The organism is Variovorax sp. YR750 (assembly GCF_900109805.1).
GTDB lineage: Bacteria > Pseudomonadota > Gammaproteobacteria > Burkholderiales > Burkholderiaceae_C > Variovorax > Variovorax gossypii.
Map to the genome: position 1 here is coordinate 172,586 of NZ_FOBJ01000019.1, position 15,256 is coordinate 187,841.

At 67.4% G+C, this 15,256-nt stretch carries 14 protein-coding genes; 11 read left to right on the plus strand and 3 right to left on the minus strand.

The genetic code is table 11. The features are described from left to right. Window positions 1-7: 7 nt before the first annotated feature. Window positions 8-1,534 (minus strand): UxaA family hydrolase, encoded by a 1,527-nt coding sequence (locus BMY35_RS32170; protein WP_093207325.1) that lies wholly within the window; start codon window positions 1,532-1,534, stop codon window positions 8-10. Window positions 1,535-1,582: 48 nt separating this feature from the next. Next, window positions 1,583-2,299, minus strand: a complete 717-nt coding sequence (locus BMY35_RS32175; protein ID WP_093207327.1) for a FadR/GntR family transcriptional regulator — start codon at window positions 2,297-2,299, stop codon at window positions 1,583-1,585. A 218-nt stretch (window positions 2,300-2,517) separates the two neighbouring features. On the opposite strand from BMY35_RS32175, the gene BMY35_RS32180 reads away from it, so the two are divergent. From BMY35_RS32180 to BMY35_RS32195, 4 genes are all read left to right on the plus strand, one after another. Continuing rightward, window positions 2,518-3,276 (plus strand): SDR family NAD(P)-dependent oxidoreductase, encoded by a 759-nt coding sequence (locus BMY35_RS32180; protein ID WP_093207329.1) that lies wholly within the window; start codon window positions 2,518-2,520, stop codon window positions 3,274-3,276. Window positions 3,277-3,310: 34 nt separating this feature from the next. Further along, the gene (locus tag BMY35_RS32185) at window positions 3,311-4,159 is read left to right on the plus strand and encodes a fumarylacetoacetate hydrolase family protein (protein ID WP_093207332.1); all 849 of its coding nucleotides are present in this window, start codon (window positions 3,311-3,313) and stop codon (window positions 4,157-4,159) included. A 95-nt stretch (window positions 4,160-4,254) separates the two neighbouring features. Next, the gene (locus BMY35_RS32190; RefSeq protein ID WP_093207334.1) at window positions 4,255-5,247 is read left to right on the plus strand and encodes a sialic acid TRAP transporter substrate-binding protein SiaP; all 993 of its coding nucleotides are present in this window, start codon (window positions 4,255-4,257) and stop codon (window positions 5,245-5,247) included. Window positions 5,248-5,281: 34 nt separating this feature from the next. Continuing rightward, window positions 5,282-6,109, plus strand: coding sequence for an AraC family transcriptional regulator (locus BMY35_RS32195; RefSeq protein ID WP_093207337.1), 828 nt, complete (start codon window positions 5,282-5,284; stop codon window positions 6,107-6,109). 7 nt (window positions 6,110-6,116) lie between these two features. On the opposite strand, the gene BMY35_RS32200 is transcribed toward BMY35_RS32195, so the two are convergent. Beyond that, window positions 6,117-7,004 (minus strand): LysR family transcriptional regulator, encoded by an 888-nt coding sequence (locus tag BMY35_RS32200; RefSeq protein ID WP_093207339.1) that lies wholly within the window; start codon window positions 7,002-7,004, stop codon window positions 6,117-6,119. A gap of 126 nt (window positions 7,005-7,130) precedes the next feature. On the opposite strand from BMY35_RS32200, the gene BMY35_RS32205 reads away from it, so the two are divergent. The 7 genes from BMY35_RS32205 to BMY35_RS32235 all read left to right on the plus strand — a co-directional run bounded on the left by BMY35_RS32205 (window position 7,131) and on the right by BMY35_RS32235 (window position 15,219). Continuing rightward, entirely contained in the window at window positions 7,131-7,889 is a 759-nt protein-coding gene (locus tag BMY35_RS32205; protein WP_093207343.1) for an SDR family oxidoreductase, read from the plus strand. A gap of 170 nt (window positions 7,890-8,059) precedes the next feature. Continuing rightward, a complete protein-coding gene (locus tag BMY35_RS32210; protein WP_093207346.1) occupies window positions 8,060-8,749 on the plus strand; it encodes a TetR/AcrR family transcriptional regulator in 690 nt (229 codons plus the stop codon). Window positions 8,750-8,823: 74 nt separating this feature from the next. Continuing rightward, window positions 8,824-10,620, plus strand: a complete 1,797-nt coding sequence (locus BMY35_RS32215; protein ID WP_093207349.1) for an acyl-CoA dehydrogenase C-terminal domain-containing protein — start codon at window positions 8,824-8,826, stop codon at window positions 10,618-10,620. Between the two features lie 44 nt (window positions 10,621-10,664). Beyond that, window positions 10,665-11,108 carry a DUF2147 domain-containing protein gene (locus BMY35_RS32220; RefSeq protein WP_093207352.1) on the plus strand — a complete coding sequence of 148 codons (444 nt, stop codon included), beginning with the start codon at window positions 10,665-10,667 and terminating at the stop codon, window positions 11,106-11,108. Between the two features lie 36 nt (window positions 11,109-11,144). Next, window positions 11,145-13,544: a 3-hydroxyacyl-CoA dehydrogenase/enoyl-CoA hydratase family protein gene (locus BMY35_RS32225; protein WP_093207354.1), complete on the plus strand. Its 2,400-nt coding sequence runs from the start codon at window positions 11,145-11,147 to the stop codon at window positions 13,542-13,544. A 65-nt stretch (window positions 13,545-13,609) separates the two neighbouring features. Continuing rightward, the gene (locus tag BMY35_RS32230) at window positions 13,610-14,026 is read left to right on the plus strand and encodes an endonuclease domain-containing protein (protein ID WP_143080784.1); all 417 of its coding nucleotides are present in this window, start codon (window positions 13,610-13,612) and stop codon (window positions 14,024-14,026) included. Next, entirely contained in the window at window positions 14,023-15,219 is a 1,197-nt protein-coding gene (locus BMY35_RS32235) for an acetyl-CoA C-acyltransferase (RefSeq protein WP_093207357.1), read from the plus strand. The genes BMY35_RS32230 and BMY35_RS32235 overlap by 4 nt, the downstream gene beginning before the upstream one ends. Window positions 15,220-15,256: the final 37 nt, after the last annotated feature.

Consider the following 15,256-nt stretch of genomic DNA (forward strand, 5'->3'; position numbering starts at 1 on the left):
GCTCAGGTCACATCACCGCGCCGACCTGCCACGGCACGAATTCGTTCTGGCCGTAGCCGTGCTGCTCGCTCTTCGAGTGCGCGCCCGAGGCGGTCGCGAGCACCAGTTCGAAGATGCGCTGGCCCATCTCCTGGATCGACGCGGTGCCGTCCACGATCTCGCCGCAGTTGATGTCCATGTCTTCCTCCTGCCGCTGCCACAGTGCCGAGTTGGTCGCGAGCTTGAGCGAGGGCGAGGGCGCGCAGCCGTAGGCCGAGCCGCGCCCGGTGGTGAAGCAGATCAGGTTGGCGCCGCCGGCCACCTGCCCGGTGGCGCTGACCGGGTCGTAGCCGGGCGTGTCCATGTAGACGAAGCCGTGCGCGGTGACGGGCTCCGCGTATTCGTACACCGCCTCGAGATTGCTGGTGCCGCCCTTGGCGACCGCGCCAAGCGACTTCTCGAGGATGGTGGTGAGCCCGCCCGCCTTGTTGCCCGGCGAGGGGTTGTTGTTCATCTCGCCCTCGTTGATGGCGGTGTAGTGCTCCCACCACTTGATGCGGTCCACCAGCTTCTGGCCGACCTCGCGTTTCACCGCGCGGCGCGTGAGCAGGTGCTCGGCGCCGTACACCTCGGGCGTTTCGCTGAGGATGGCGGTGCCGCCGTGCGCCACCAGCAGATCGACCGCCGCGCCCAGCGCCGGGTTGGCGCTGATGCCCGAGTAGCCGTCCGAGCCGCCGCACTGCAGCCCGATGGTGATGTGCGCCGCGCTGCAGGGCTCGCGCTTCACCGCGTTGGCGCGCGGCAGCATCTCGTTGATGAGCGCTACGCCCTTCTCGACCGTCTTGCGCGTGCCGCCGGTGTCCTGGATGTTGAAGGTGCGGAAGTTCTCGCCCTCAGCCAGATGGCCGGTGGCGAGCCAGGCGTTGATCTGGTTGGCCTCGCAGCCGAGCCCGACCACCAGCACGCCAGCGAAGTTCGGGTGCGTGGCGTAGCCCGTGAGCGTGCGCTCCAGGATCTGCATGCCCATGCCCTGCGTGTCCATGCCGCAGCCCGTGCCGTGCGTGAGCGCCACCACGCCGTCCACGTTCGGGAAGGCCGCCAGCGCCTGCGGATTGGTCTTGCGCGAGAAGTGATCGGCGATGGCGCGCGCGGCCGTGGCCGAGCAGTTCACGCTGGTCAGCACGCCGATGTAGTTGCGCGTGGCCACGCGGCCGTCGGCGCGCTTGATGCCCATGAAGGTGGCTTCGCGCTTCGCGGGGGCGGGCTTCACGTCGGCGCCGAAGGCGTAGTCGCGTTCGAAGTCGCCTTTGTCGGGGCCCATGTCGAGGTTCTGCGTGTGCACGTGCTCGCCGGCGGCGATGGGGCGGCTCGCGAAGCCGATGATCTGGTTGTAGCGGCGCACCGGCTCGCCCTGGGCGATGTCGCGCATCGCGATCTTGTGGCCCGGCGGGATCAGGCCGCGCACGGCCACGCCTTCGACGGCGGTGCCGCCGAGCAGTTGGGAGCGCGCGATGACGACGTCGTCGGCGGGGTGGAGTCGGATGTAGGGAGTCATCGTGGGGTTTCTTCTCGTATTCAGGAGGCCGGATTCAGGAGGCCCGACTCAGGAAGCCTTGGTGCGGCGCCAGCTCGCGCTGAACCGCTGGTGGAACTTGTCCATGTGCTCGTGCATGGCGCTGCGCGCGGCGGCCGGGTCGCGCGCGGCGATGGCGTCGAGGATCAGCTCGTGCTCGCCGATGGCCGCCTGCCACGACTCCATGGTCTCGAAGTAATCGATCATCCGGGCGAAGATCGGCCCGTGCCGCGACTCCCAGAAGCCCTGCACCGTCTCGGTCAGCACCACGTTGTCGCAGGCGTTGACGATGGCCAGGTGGAAGGCCCGGTCGCCCTCGTGGGGCACTTCGTTGCGCGCGGCCATGTCGCGCATCATGCGGATGGCGCGGCGCATGGCGTCCACGTCCTTGCGCTTGCCGTGCTGGGCCGCGGTGGCGGCGGTCTCGCCTTCCACCAGGCGGCGTGCGCGGATGATCTCCAGCGGCCCCCATTCGATGCCGGCCGCGCCGTTGGCGGGCGGGGGCGTGCGCTGCGAGCGGTCGAGCACGTACACGCCCGAGCCGGTGCGCACCTCGACCCAGCCTTCCACCTCCAGCGCGATCAGCGCCTCGCGCACCGAGGGCCGGCTCACGCCCAGTTGCCGGGCGAGGTCGCGCTCGGCGGGAATGCGCGCGCCCACCGCGAACTCGCCCTTGCCGATGAGCTCGCGCAACTGTTCGGCAATCTGGCGGTAGAGGCGCTGGGGTTCGAGGGTCTGGATCGGCACGGAGCGGAGGAGAGGGTGGGGAAAGAGAGACGAAAAAGGGGTTAAGGGTTGTCCTGAATTGGCCAAGTGGTAAGGCCAATTCAGAATACGCCATATCGCCCGCACCATCATCGGGCCTAACCCGAGGACACGGCCCCAGGACATGGCCCGAGGAGACGCCCCATGAGATCGAACGGAAAGACCGCACGGGTCGTCGCCGCCGGGCAGGGCATCGCTGCATGAACCAGCTCGACTTCAACGGCCGCCACGCGGTCGTCACCGGTGGTGCCACGGGGCTGGGCTTCGGCATCGCGCAGCGGCTCATCGCCTCTGGCGGCAGCGTCACGCTGTGGGACCGCGACGAGGAGGCCGCCGCGAAGGCCGCCGAATCGCTGGGCCCCAGGGCCTTCGCGCTGAAGGTCGACGTGTCGCAGCAGCCTTCGGTCGCCGGGGCAGTGGCGGCCACGCTGGCGCACGCGCCGCGCATCGACGCGCTGGTCAACAGCGCCGGCATCACCGGCCCCAACACGAAGCTGTGGGATTACCCCGTGGACGCCTGGCGCCAGGTGATGGAGGTCAACATCAACGGCGTGTTCCTGTGCTGCCGCGAGGTGGTGGCGCAGATGCGCACGCAGGGCGACGGCGGCGGCTATGGCCGCATCGTCAACATCGCCTCGGTGGCCGGCAAGGACGGCAACCCCAACGCCAGCGCCTACAGCGCGAGCAAGGCGGCCGTCATCGGCCTGACCAAGTCGCTCGGCAAGGAGCTGGCCGATACCGGCATCCGCGTGAACTGCGTGACGCCTGCGGCGGTGAAGACGGCCATCTTCGACCAGATGACGCCCGAGCACATCGCCTTCATGCTCTCGAAGATTCCCATGGGCCGCTTCGGCACGGTGGAAGAGGTGGCCGCGATGGTCGGCTGGCTTTGCACCGAAGACTGTTCGTTCTCCACCGGCGCGGTCTTCGACCTCTCCGGCGGGCGCTCCACGTATTGATCAATTTCAATGCACTGAAAACTGAAAGGAAAGCATGAAACTCGTCCGCTACGGCAACCCCGGCAAGGAAAAACCCGGCCTCATCGACGACAACGGCCAGCTGCGCGACCTGAGCGCCGTCGTCAAGGACATCGGCCCCGAGCAGCTCGGCGATGCCGCCCTCGCCAAGCTGCGCAAGCAGAAGATCGACAAGCTGCCGCTGGTCAAGGGCAAGCCGCGCTTCGGCAGCCCGGTGGCGAACGTGGGCAAGTTCATCGCCATCGGCCTGAACTACGCGGATCACGCGGCCGAATCCGGCCTGCCGGTGCCCAAGGAGCCCGTGGTGTTCACCAAGGCCAACAGCTGCATCCAGGGCCCGAACGACCCGGTGATGCTGCCCAAGGGCTCGGTCAAGACCGACTGGGAAGTCGAGCTCGGCGTGGTCATCGGCACTCGCGCGCGCTACGTGCCGCAGAAGAGCGCGCTCGACTACGTGGCCGGCTACTGCACCATCAACGACATCAGCGAGCGCGAATACCAGATCGAGCGCGGCGGCACCTGGGACAAGGGCAAGGGCTGCGACACCTTCGGCCCCATCGGCCCCTGGCTGGTGACGCGCGACGAAGTGCCCAACCCGCAGAAGCTCGCGATGTGGCTCGACCTGAACGGCCAGCGCGTGCAGACCGGCAGCACCAAGACCATGATCTTCACCGTGGCCAAGATCGTGAGCTACGTGAGCCAGTTCATGACGCTGATGCCGGGCGACGTCATCACCACCGGCACGCCCCCCGGCGTCGGCATGGGCATGAAGCCGCCGCTCTTCCTGAAGAAGGGCGACGTGATGACGCTGGGCATCGAAGGTCTGGGCGACCAGCGCCAGGAAGTGATTCCCTTCAAGCTCTGAGCCCGGCCGGCTCATGGCCATGGCGCGGCGCACCCACGCGTGTGCGCCGCGTCCCTCCCGAAGAATTTCAAGAACAACGGTGGTGGAGACAGACGATGAGACGGTTGGTGATGAAGGCGCTCGTGCTGGGCGCAGGGTTGATCGCGGGCGCGGCGAGCATCCAGGCCGCGCCGGTCACGCTCAAGTGGGCGCATGGCTACGAGACCAGCGAGCCGTTCCACACGCAGGCCGAGGCTATGGCGCAGAAGATCAAGGCGGCCACCGCGGGGCGCGTCGAGATCCAGATCTTTCCGGCCAGCGCGCTGGGCGGTGAGGCCGACTACAGCAAGAAACTCGCCTCCGGCGAGATCGACATGGCCTACATCGGCCTCAACGTGCTCTCGCGCGACTACGCGCCGCTGGGCGTGGTGGGCTTTCCCTTCCTGTTCACCGACCCCGACCACGTACGGCGCTTTCTCGTGAGCCCGGTGTTCGACGAGCTGCGCAAGGGCTACGAGACGCAGAGCCGCAACCACCTGATGGCGGCCATCTACTACGGCGCGCGGCACGTCACCTCGAACAAGCCGGTCAACGCGCCGAAGGACATGCAGGGCCTGAAGCTGCGCGTGCCGGACGCACCCACCTACAAGCTCTTCGCGAAGAGCATGGGCGCCACCGCCACGCCGATGCCCTTCGCCAAGGTGTACGACGCGCTCAAGAGCGGCGAGATCGACGCGCAGGAGAACCCGCTGCCGACCATCCTCGCGAAGAAGTTCTACGAGGTGCAGAAGAGCGTCACGCTCACGGGCCACATGTACGACATGCTCGGCATCGTGATCTCGCCCGGCGCGCTGCAGCGCATGAGCGAGAGCGATCGCACCATCGTGAATGACGTCATCCGCAAGGACGCCGTGTGGGCCAGCGTGCAGATCATCGCGCGCGAACTCGTGGCCGAAGGCAAGCTGGGCGAGACCGGCATCAAGGTGATCCGGCCTGACCGGTCGGGCTTCGTCGAGGCGGCGCTGAAGACCGTGTCGCCGGCGGAGCTGCAGGCGCGGCCCGGCGACTACGAGAAGATCCGCGACCTGGTGAAGCCCGGGACGCATTGAGGCTCTCCGCCGCCTGTCTGCGATCATCCGTCGCATGCAGGTGCCTCCGGTCCATCGCTGCCAGGTCTTCGGATCCCCGTGGGAGGGTGTGTACGGCACGTCCATCGACAGCGCGCTGCACTACGGCCGACACTGGCATGCGACCTACGGGCTGGGCTTGCTCGAGCAGGGCGCCCAGAGCTCGGCCAGCGGGCGCGGCAAGGTCGATGCCTATGCGGGCGACCTGATCACCACCAATCCCGGCGAGGTTCACGACGGGCAGCCGCTGGGCGGGCCCTCGAGGCGCTGGCGCATGGTGTATCTCGATCCGGGCGTGATGGCGGGCATCTGGGGCGACGCCGGTCCGGAAGTCGAGTTCACTCGGCCCGTGCTCAAGGACGACCGGCTGCGCCACACGCTGCAGCGGCTGTTCGTGCGGCTCGATGCGTGGCATGCCGACAAGGAGGGCAGTGCGGAAGGGCTGGCCTGCGAGGAGTCGCTGGTCGAAGTCTGCGGCCTGTTGCTCGAAGCGCATTCCACGAGGCCGCCACCGCCTTCATCCAAGGCCGGCGGCGACATGCGACGCTTGCGTGAGCGGCTGGCCGACGACCTGCACGAGCCGCCGAAGCTCTCGGACCTCGCCGCGATGGCTGGCCTCAGCCGCTACCAGGTGCTGCGCCGTTTCGAGAAAGCCTACGGCGTGCCGCCTCACGCATGGCTACTGCTGCAGCGCGCCGAGCGCGCACGAGGCCTGATCCGCCGCGGCACGGGCCTTGCCGACGCCGCGGCCGCCAGCGGCTTTGCCGACCAGAGCCACATGACGCGCATCTTCGCGTGCCACTTCGGCTTCACGCCCGGCGCGTGGCAGCGGGCCTGCCGCTAGGCCGCGGTCAGCGCAGCACGCGGATCAGCTCGTCGTACACCAGCCGCACGCGCGCCGGCACCGGTGCGCGCTGCGAGCGGTACACGTAGATCGGCCACGGCTCGGGCGCCTCGGTTTCCAGCACCGGAACCAGTGCGCCGGTCTTGATCTGCGGCTCGGCCAGCGAGCCGATCAGTTGCGCGAAGCCCAGGCCCGCGAGCACGGCGGCGCATTCGGAGTCGAAGTCGTCGGTGACGAAGGCCGGCGAGGTGATCGCGAGCTGCCTGTCCTTGCGGAACATCATCGGCCAGGGCCGGCCCGACTTGCGGTCGATCAGCGCGGTGAGCGGCATCGAGGCGAGCGCATCGATCTTCTTCGGCACTCCGGTACGCGCGATCAGCGAAGGTGCCGCCACCACGTGCAGCGCCATCCGGCCGACCGGTCGCGCGACGAAGCGAGCATCGCGCAGCGGCCCGACGCGCACGCCGATGTCGATCTGCTCGCCGACCACGTCGGCATGCGATTCGGAAATGCGCAGGTCGAGCACCAGCCCCGGGTGCGCCGCGAGCATCGGCGCCAGCGCCCGTGGAATGAACTGGCGTCCGAAGATGCCCGGCGCCGTGACACGCACAGTGCCCTGGTGCTGCGAGAGCGCGCGGCGGTCGGTGCGATGGAAGAGCTCGTCGACGCCGTTCAGCGCGGTGCGGGCCCGCTCCAGCAGCTGCTGGCCGAAGTCCGTGAGCTGCACGCCGCGCGTGCTGCGATGGAAGAGGGGCTCGCCCAGCTCGTCTTCCAGCTCGCGCACCGCGCGTGTCACCACCTGCGGCGACACCGACAGCCGCGCGGCCGCCTCGCGGAAGTTGGCGGCATCGGCGGCGGCGCAGAACACGCGCAGGGCTTCGAGGCGGTTGGACATGGTGTGGAGAGTTCCTCTTTCAGGAATTCTGAAGTCGCGAGAGTTTCATTTACGGGAACGTGCGGATTTTCCACACTGCATGCACTTCTTCAACACCTCGTTCAAGCCAACCGAAAGGAATTTCCCATGACATCCGTTCAAGACAACATCAAGGGCAAGGTCGCCATCGTCACCGGCGCGAGCAGCGGGCTCGGCGAGTCGACCGCGCGCCACCTGGCCGCGCGCGGCGCCAAGGTGGTGCTGGCGGCGCGCCGCACCGACCGTCTCGACAAGCTGGTCGCCGAGATCCGCGAAGCCGGCGGGGAGGCCATCGCCGTGGCCACCGACGTGTCGAAGCGCGCCGATCTCGAGAGCCTCGCCACCGCCACCGTCGAGGCCTTCGGCCGCATCGACGTGCTGGTCAACAACGCCGGCGTGATGCCGCTGTCGCCCCTCGAGAAGCTCCGGGTCGACGAGTGGGACCGCACCATCGACGTCAACATCAAGGGCGTGCTCTACGGCATCGCCGCGGTGCTGCCGCGCATGCAGGCGCAGGGCAGCGGGCACATCGTCAATGTCGCGTCCATTGCCGGGCTGAAGGTGTTCACGCCGATCGGCACCGTCTACAGCGCGACCAAGCACGCGGTGCGCGCCATCTCCGAAGGCCTGCGCGTGGAAGTGGGCAACAGCGGCGTGCGGGTGACCATCGTCTCGCCCGGCGCGGTCGAGTCGGAACTCAAGTTCGGCAGCTCCGACGCCGAGAGCGCAGCCGGCGTGAAGGCGTTCTACGAGGCCAACCAGATCCCGGCCGACTCGGTGGCGCGCGCCGTTGTCTACGCGGTGGAGCAGCCGGCCGACGTGGACATCAACGAAGTCGTGCTGCGCCCCGTGTCGCAGGAGTTCTGAACTCCGGGGCCGTACGGACCCGAAAGGAAGAGAGAACGAGATGCGGGACGGACCCGATTGCGGTCCGTCCCGCCTCCATTAACCTTCAATAACTGAAGGTTAATTCGCGGGCCGGAGTGCAAAGCCCTGCAAAATAGAACGACCGTTCGTTTTTGCATGGAAATTCCACGATGACCGCAGCAGCCGTTCCCGCCAAGCCCGCGCGCGCCGCCCAGAAGGGCCAGCAGACCAAGGCCGTCATCGTCGACGCCGCGCTGGCACTGGCCGCGCAGATCGGCCTTGAGGGGCTGTCGATCGGCGCCGTGGCCGAAATCACCAAGATGAGCAAGTCGGGCGTCTTCGCCCACTTCGGCTCGCGCGAGGAACTGCAGATCTCGGTGGTGCGCGAATACCACGCACGCTTCGAGCAGGAAGTGTTCTTCCCCGCACTGAAGGCGCCGCGCGGCCTGCCGCGGCTGCGCGCCATGTTCGCCAACTGGATGAAGCGCACCTCGACCGAGATCGACTCGGGCTGCATCTACATCAGCGGCGCCTCCGAATTCGACGACCGCCCGGGCCCGGTGCGCGACGCGCTGGTCGAGTCGGTCAGCATCTGGCAGGCCGCCGTGCTGCGCGCCATCGTGCAGTCGCAGAGCGAAGGCCATCTGCGCGCCGACGCCGACGAGCGCCAGGTGGCGTTCGAGATCCACGGCCTGATCCTCGCGCTGCACTACGAGGCGCGTTTCCTGCAGGTGCCCGGCTCCATCGGCCGCGCCAACGTCGGCTTCGACAACATCCTCGCGCGCGCCGCCACGCCCGACGCGCCCAAGCCTGAAGCGGCCGCCGCGCCGGCGGGCCGTCGCCTCAAGACCGTGCGCTGACCGAAGCGCGCGGCTCGTCCCCTTTTCGTTTTCCCTTTTCTTTTTCTATCTAGCTTCGACCAGGAGAGTTCCGGATGCCTACCTACAACCCCCCCGTACGCGACATGCAGTTCGTGCTGCACGAAGTGCTCAACGTCGCCGAGGAGCTCAAGGCGCTTCCGGCCCATGCCGAGACCGACGCCGACACCATCAACGCGGTGATCGAAGAGGCCGGCAAGTTCGCCGCCGAAGTGACCTTCCCGCTGAACATCAGCGGCGACGAGGAAGGCTGCACGCTCGACAAGAACACGCATGAAGTGAAGACCCCCAAGGGCTTCAAGGACGCCTACGCCAAGTACGTCGAAGGCGGCTGGCCCGCGCTGTCGTGCGACCCGGCCTTCGGCGGCCAGGGCCTGCCCTTCGTGGTCAACCAGTGCCTGTTCGAGATGCTCAACAGCGCCAACCAGGCCTGGACCATGTACCCCGGCCTGTCGCACGGCGCATACGAAGCGCTCGCCGCGCACGGCACCGACGAGCAGAAGAAGACCTACCTGCCCAAGCTCACCAGCGGCGAGTGGACCGGCACCATGTGCCTGACCGAGCCGCACTGCGGCACCGACCTCGGCCTGCTGCGCACCAAGGCAGAGCCGCAGCCCGACGGCACCTACCGCATCACCGGCAACAAGATCTTCATCTCGGCCGGCGAGCACGACATGACCAGCAACATCATCCACCTGGTGCTGGCACGCCTTCCCGACGCGCCCAAGGGCAGCAAGGGCATCAGCCTGTTCGTGGTGCCGAAGTTCAAGGTGAAGGCCGACGGCTCGCTGGGCGAGCGCAACCCGATCTTCTGCGCCGGCCTGGAGCACAAGATGGGCATCCACGGCAACGCCACCGCGCAGATCGTGATCGAAGGCGCCACCGGCACGCTGGTGGGCGAGCCCAACAAGGGCCTGGCCGCGATGTTCGTGATGATGAACGCCGCCCGCCTGGGCGTGGGCAACCAGTCGCTGGGCCTGACCGAAGTGGCCTACCAGAACGCGCTGGCCTACGCCAAGGACCGCATCCAGATGCGCTCGCTCTCGGGCGTGAAGGCCAAGGACAAGGAAGCCGACCCCATCATCGTGCACCCCGACGTGCGCAAGATGCTGCTCACGGCCAAGGCGTACGCCGAAGGCGGCCGCGCGCTGCAGATCTTCTGCACGCTGCTGCTCGACAAGGAACACAACCACCCCGACGAGAAGGTGCGCAAGGACTCCGGCGAACTGGTCGCGCTGCTGACCCCCATCGTCAAGGCCTTCATCACCGACAACGGCCACATCTCCACCAACGCCTGCATGCAGGTGTTCGGCGGCCACGGCTTCATCAAGGAATGGGGCATGGAGCAGTTCGTGCGCGACAACCGCATCAACATGATCTATGAAGGCACCAACACCATCCAGTCGCTGGACCTGCTGGGCCGCAAGGTGCTGGGCAACAACGGCGCGTCGCTGAAGAAGTTCGGCAAGCTCGTCGCGAAGCTGGTGGAAGAAGAGGGCGTGAACGAGAAGATGGCCGAGTTCATCAACCCGATCGCCGGCCTGGGCGACCAGCTCACCAAGTTCACGACCGAGATCGGCTTCAAGGGCTTCCAGAACCCCGACGAAGTGGGCGCCGCCGCCGTCGACTACCTGCGCGTGGCCGGTCACTTCGTGTTCGGCTACCTGTTCGCCCGCATGGCACAGGTCGCGCTGCGCGAGATCGCCGCGGGCAACACCGATCCGTTCTATGTCGCCAAGCTGCAGACCGCGCGCTTCTACTTCGCCAAGCTGTTCCCCGAAACCGCGACGCTGATGCGCACCGCGCGCGCCGGCAGCAAGGTGCTGATGGATACCGAAGCGGCTCTGGCCTGAAGCCGCGGGTCTTTCTTCAACCGACATCCAACCTGGAGCCGCTCATGAAAGCAACGCTTGCAGCCGTCCTGTTCACCGTCACCGCCGCCTCGGCCATGGCCCAGGGCGCCGGCATCACGCCGGTGGGCCTGTGGCGCAACGTCGACGACAAGACCGGCGAGGTCAAGGCCGAGATCCGCATCGCCGAAACAAACGGCGCGCTGAACGGTCGCATCGAGAAGTCGTTGAAGAAGGACACCAAGCCCGACGCGGTCTGCGACGAATGCAGCGACGACCGCAAGGGCAAGCCCATCGCGGGCCTGGAGATCATCCGCGGCGGCAAGAAGGCCGAGGGCAAGGACGTCTGGGAAGGCGGAAAGATCCTCGACCCCGAGAACGGCAAGGAATACCGCGCGAGCTTCACACCCGTCGATGGCGGCAAGAAGCTCGAAGTCCGGGGTTACCTTGGTCCCTTCTGGCGCACCCAAACCTGGAATCGTGTGCAGTAAGCGGCGCACGGCTTCCCACAACTCATACCAATCAACATGTCCCGATTTCAAGTGAAGAAGGTCGCCGTGCTCGGCGCCGGCGTGATGGGCGCGCAGATCGCGGCCCACCTCGTCAACGTGCGCGTGCCTGTGGTGCTGTTCGACCTGGCCGCCAAGGAAGGCCCGAAGAACGGCATCGTCACGCGCGCCATCGACAACCTCAAGAAGCTCAAGCCCGCGCCGCTCGGCGACGTGGCCGACGCGGGCCTGATCGAACAGGCCAACTACGAAGACGACCTGGCCAAGCTCGGCGAGTGCGACCTCGTCATCGAAGCCATTGCCGAGCGCATGGACTGGAAGCTCGATCTCTACAAGAAGATCGCGCCCCACGTCGCCAAGCACGCGATCCTGGCCTCGAACACCTCGGGCCTGTCGATCACCAAGCTCAGCGAAGCATTGCCCGAAGCGCTGAAGCCACGCTTCTGCGGCATTCACTTCTTCAACCCGCCGCGCTACATGTTCCTGGTGGAGCTGATCAACACGCCCACCACGCAGCCGCAGGTGCTCGACGACCTCGAGGCCTTCGTCACCAGCACGCTGGGCAAGGGCGTAGTGCGTGCGCACGACACGCCCAACTTCATCGCCAACCGCGTCGGCATCGCCGGCATGCTGGCCACGCTGAAGGAAGTCGAGAAGTTCGGCCTCACGCCCGACGTGGTGGACGACCTCACCGGCAAGAAGCTGGGTCGCGCGAGCTCGGGCACCTTCCGCACCGCTGACGTGGTGGGCCTGGACACCATGGCCCACGTCGTGAAGACGCTGCAGGACAACCTCAACGCCGAGACCGATCCGTTCTACGCCAACTTCGCTACGCCGCCGGTGCTAGCCAAGCTGCTCGAGTTGGGCAACCTGGGCCAGAAGACCAAGGCCGGCTTCTTCAAGAAGGCCGGCCGCGACATCCTGCGCTTCGACCTGAAGAGCGGCGAGTACGTGCCCGCCGGCGCCAAGGCCGACGAGGTGTACGGCCGCATGCTCAAGAAGCCCGCGGGCGAGCGCCTGAAGCTGCTGCGCGAGAGCGAAGGACCGCAGGGCCAGTTCCTCTGGGCCATCCTGCGCGACGGTTTCCACTACGCCGCGGTGCACCTGGGCGACATCGCCGAGAGCGCGCGCGACATCGACTTCGCCATGCGCTGGGGCTTCGGCATGAAGCAGGGCCCCTTCGAGCTCTGGCAGGAAGCCGGCTGGGCGCAGGTTGCCAAGTGGGTGCAGGAAGACATCGACGCCGGCAAGGCGCTGAGCACCGCGCCGCTGCCCAAGTGGGTGTTCGAAGGCCCGGTGGCCGAGGCCGGCGGCGTGCACACGCCCGAAGGCTCGTGGAGTGCGTCGCAGAACAAGTTCGTGCCGCAGCGCCGCCTGCCGGTGCATGACCGCCAGCTCTTCCCCGAGAGCGTGCTCGGCGCGAACGCGGCCGATGCCAACACGGCCGGCACCACCATCAGCGACGAAGGCGACGTGCGCGTCTGGACGCTCGACGGCGAAGTGCTCATCGCCAGCATCCATTCGAAGATGCACGCCATCAGCCCCGACGTGGCCGAGGCGCTGGGCGCCGCGGTCGACCTGGCCGAGGCCGAATACAAGGGCCTGGTGATCTGGTCGCCCGACGAAGTGTTCTCGGTCGGCGCCGACCTGCAGGCGATGCTGCCGGCCTTCGTGGTCGCTGGCATCGGCGCGGTCGAAGGCGCGGAAGAAGAGCTGCAGAACGTGATGCTCAAGATCCGTTATGCCAACGTGCCGGTGATCTCCGCCGTGCGCGGCATGGCGCTCGGCGGCGGCTGCGAGCTGGCCATCCACTCGGCCAAGCGCGTGGCCGCGATGGAAAGCTACATCGGCCTGGTCGAAGTGGGCGTGGGCCTGATCCCCGGCGCGGGCGGCCTGACCTACATCGCTCGCCGCGCGGCCGAGAACGCGTCGGCCTCGACGGGCACCGACCTGCTGCCCTTCCTCACCGAAGGCTTCACCGCCGCCGCGATGGCGAAGGTCGGCACCGGCGCACTCGATTCGAAGAAGCTGGGCTACCTGCTCGACAGCGACGTGATCGTGCCGAACAAGGACGAGCTGCTGTACGTGGCGCTGCAGCAAGCGAAGGCCATGGCCGACGCCGGCTACCGCCCGCCGCTGCGCCGTACCTTCCGCGTCGCGGGCCGCAGCGGCGCCGCGACCATCAAGGGCCAGCTCGTGAACATGCGCGACGGCGGCTTCATCAGCGCGCACGACTTCCACATCGCCAGCCTGATCGCCAACGTGGTCACCGGCGGCGACGTGGACGCGGGCTCGCTCGTGACCGAGGAATACCTGATGACGCTGGAACGCAAGGCGTTCTGCTCGCTCATCGTGCACCCCAAGACGCAGGAGCGGATCATGGGGATGCTGAGCACGGGGAAACCGGTGCGCAACTGATACGAGCGATGCTCCTCTTTCTCCTTCCCCCTCTGGGGGAAGGTCGGGATGGGGGCAAGCAGCCCATGCAAAACCAATCCACTCCCAACGCGCAACAGAACGCCCGCACGCTGCGGCGCGGGATGACCGACTCCGAGCGCAAGCTCTGGAGCGGCCTGCGTGGCGAGCAATTGGGAGTGAAGTTCCGCAGACAGCATCCGCTTGGCAACTACATCGCCGATTTCGCATGCCTCGGTCCGAAGTTGATCGTCGAGCTCGACGGATCGCAACACCAGGCGCAGGCGGACTACGACGCCAGACGCGACACTTTCCTGCGTGCGCAGGGGTTCGATGTGCTGCGCTTCGGATCGAACGATCCGTTTGTCAATTTTGAAGGGGTGCTGCAGGCAATTGCCAATCGACTTGGCGAATTGACGGCCGTCTGCCCCCATCCCAACCTTCCCCCAGAGGGGGAAGGAGTCAAATCCAGGAGCCTTCCATGAAGCAAGTACAAGACGCCTACATCGTCTCCGCCACCCGCACGCCCATCGGCAAGTCGCACAGGGGCTATTTCCGCAACTACCGTCCCGACGACCTGCTGGCCACCACGCTGCGCGCTGCGCTGGCCGCAGTGCCCAGCCTCGATCCGAAGGCCATCGAAGACATCATCTGCGGCTGCGCGATTCCCGAATCGCAGCAGGGCCTGAACGTCGCGCGCATCGGCGCGGTGCTGGCCGGCCTGCCGACCAGCGTCGGCGGCATCACCGTCAACCGCTTCTGCGCCTCGGGCCTGTCGGCCGTGCAGATGGCGGCCGACCGCATCCGCGTGGGCGAAGCCGACGTGATGATCGCGGCCGGTGTCGAGAGCATGAGCATGGTGCCGATGATGGGCAACTCGCCCTCGCTGTCGCCCTCGATCTTCGAGCGCGAAGGCGACGTGGGCATCGCCTACGGCATGGGCCTCACGGCCGAGAAGGTCGCGCAGCAGTGGAAGGTGAGCCGCCAGGCTCAGGACGAGTTCGCGCTCGCCTCGCACCAGAAGGCACTTGCCGCTCAGCAGGCCGGCAAGTTCGCCGACGAGATCACGCCCATCGAGGTGACCGACCGTACGCCGAACCTCGAGACCGGCGAGTCGATTGCCAAGACCCGCACCGTGAACCTCGACGAAGGCGCGCGCCCCGACACCAGCATCGAGGGCCTGGCCAAGCTGCGCACCGTGTTCGCCGCGCGCGGCACCGTGACGGCCGGCAACAGCTCGCAGACCTCGGACGGCGCCGGCGCGCTGATCCTGGCGAGCGAGAAGGCCGTGAAGCAGTTCGGCCTCACGCCGCTCGCGCGCTTCGTGAGCTTCGCCAGCAAGGGCGTGCCGCCGCACATCATGGGCATCGGCCCGATCGAGGCCATTCCCGCCGCGCTGCGCTACGCCGGCCTGAAGCACGAGGACATCGACTGGTTCGAGCTCAACGAAGCCTTCGCGGCGCAGTCGCTGGCCGTCATCAACACGCTGGGCCTCGATCCGTCGAAGGTCAACCCGATGGGCGGCGCCATTGCGCTGGGCCATCCGCTGGGCGCCACCGGCGCCATCCGCTCGGCCACCGTGGTGCACGCGCTGCGCCGCGAGAACCTGAAGTACGGCATGGTCACGATGTGCGTGGGCATGGGCCAGGGCGCCGCAGGGATCTTCGAGCGCGTCTGATCGATAGCGCGCAAGGCACCGCGACGAGTGCCGGTTC

What these genes read in the sequence shown, in the direction of transcription:
- BMY35_RS32170 (WP_093207325.1), bottom strand. Translation starts at nt 1,534, where the DNA reads ATGACTCCCTACATCCGACTCCACCCCGCCGACGACGTCGTCATCGCG.
- BMY35_RS32180 (WP_093207329.1), top strand. Translation starts at nt 2,518, where the DNA reads ATGAACCAGCTCGACTTCAACGGCCGCCACGCGGTCGTCACCGGTGGT.
- BMY35_RS32185 (WP_093207332.1), top strand. Translation starts at nt 3,311, where the DNA reads ATGAAACTCGTCCGCTACGGCAACCCCGGCAAGGAAAAACCCGGCCTC.
- BMY35_RS32190 (WP_093207334.1), top strand. Translation starts at nt 4,255, where the DNA reads ATGAGACGGTTGGTGATGAAGGCGCTCGTGCTGGGCGCAGGGTTGATC.
- BMY35_RS32195 (WP_093207337.1), top strand. Translation starts at nt 5,282, where the DNA reads ATGCAGGTGCCTCCGGTCCATCGCTGCCAGGTCTTCGGATCCCCGTGG.
- BMY35_RS32200 (WP_093207339.1), bottom strand. Translation starts at nt 7,004, where the DNA reads ATGTCCAACCGCCTCGAAGCCCTGCGCGTGTTCTGCGCCGCCGCCGAT.
- BMY35_RS32205 (WP_093207343.1), top strand. Translation starts at nt 7,131, where the DNA reads ATGACATCCGTTCAAGACAACATCAAGGGCAAGGTCGCCATCGTCACC.
- BMY35_RS32210 (WP_093207346.1), top strand. Translation starts at nt 8,060, where the DNA reads ATGACCGCAGCAGCCGTTCCCGCCAAGCCCGCGCGCGCCGCCCAGAAG.
- BMY35_RS32215 (WP_093207349.1), top strand. Translation starts at nt 8,824, where the DNA reads ATGCCTACCTACAACCCCCCCGTACGCGACATGCAGTTCGTGCTGCAC.
- BMY35_RS32220 (WP_093207352.1), top strand. Translation starts at nt 10,665, where the DNA reads ATGAAAGCAACGCTTGCAGCCGTCCTGTTCACCGTCACCGCCGCCTCG.
- BMY35_RS32225 (WP_093207354.1), top strand. Translation starts at nt 11,145, where the DNA reads ATGTCCCGATTTCAAGTGAAGAAGGTCGCCGTGCTCGGCGCCGGCGTG.
- BMY35_RS32230 (WP_143080784.1), top strand. Translation starts at nt 13,610, where the DNA reads ATGCAAAACCAATCCACTCCCAACGCGCAACAGAACGCCCGCACGCTG.
- BMY35_RS32235 (WP_093207357.1), top strand. Translation starts at nt 14,023, where the DNA reads ATGAAGCAAGTACAAGACGCCTACATCGTCTCCGCCACCCGCACGCCC.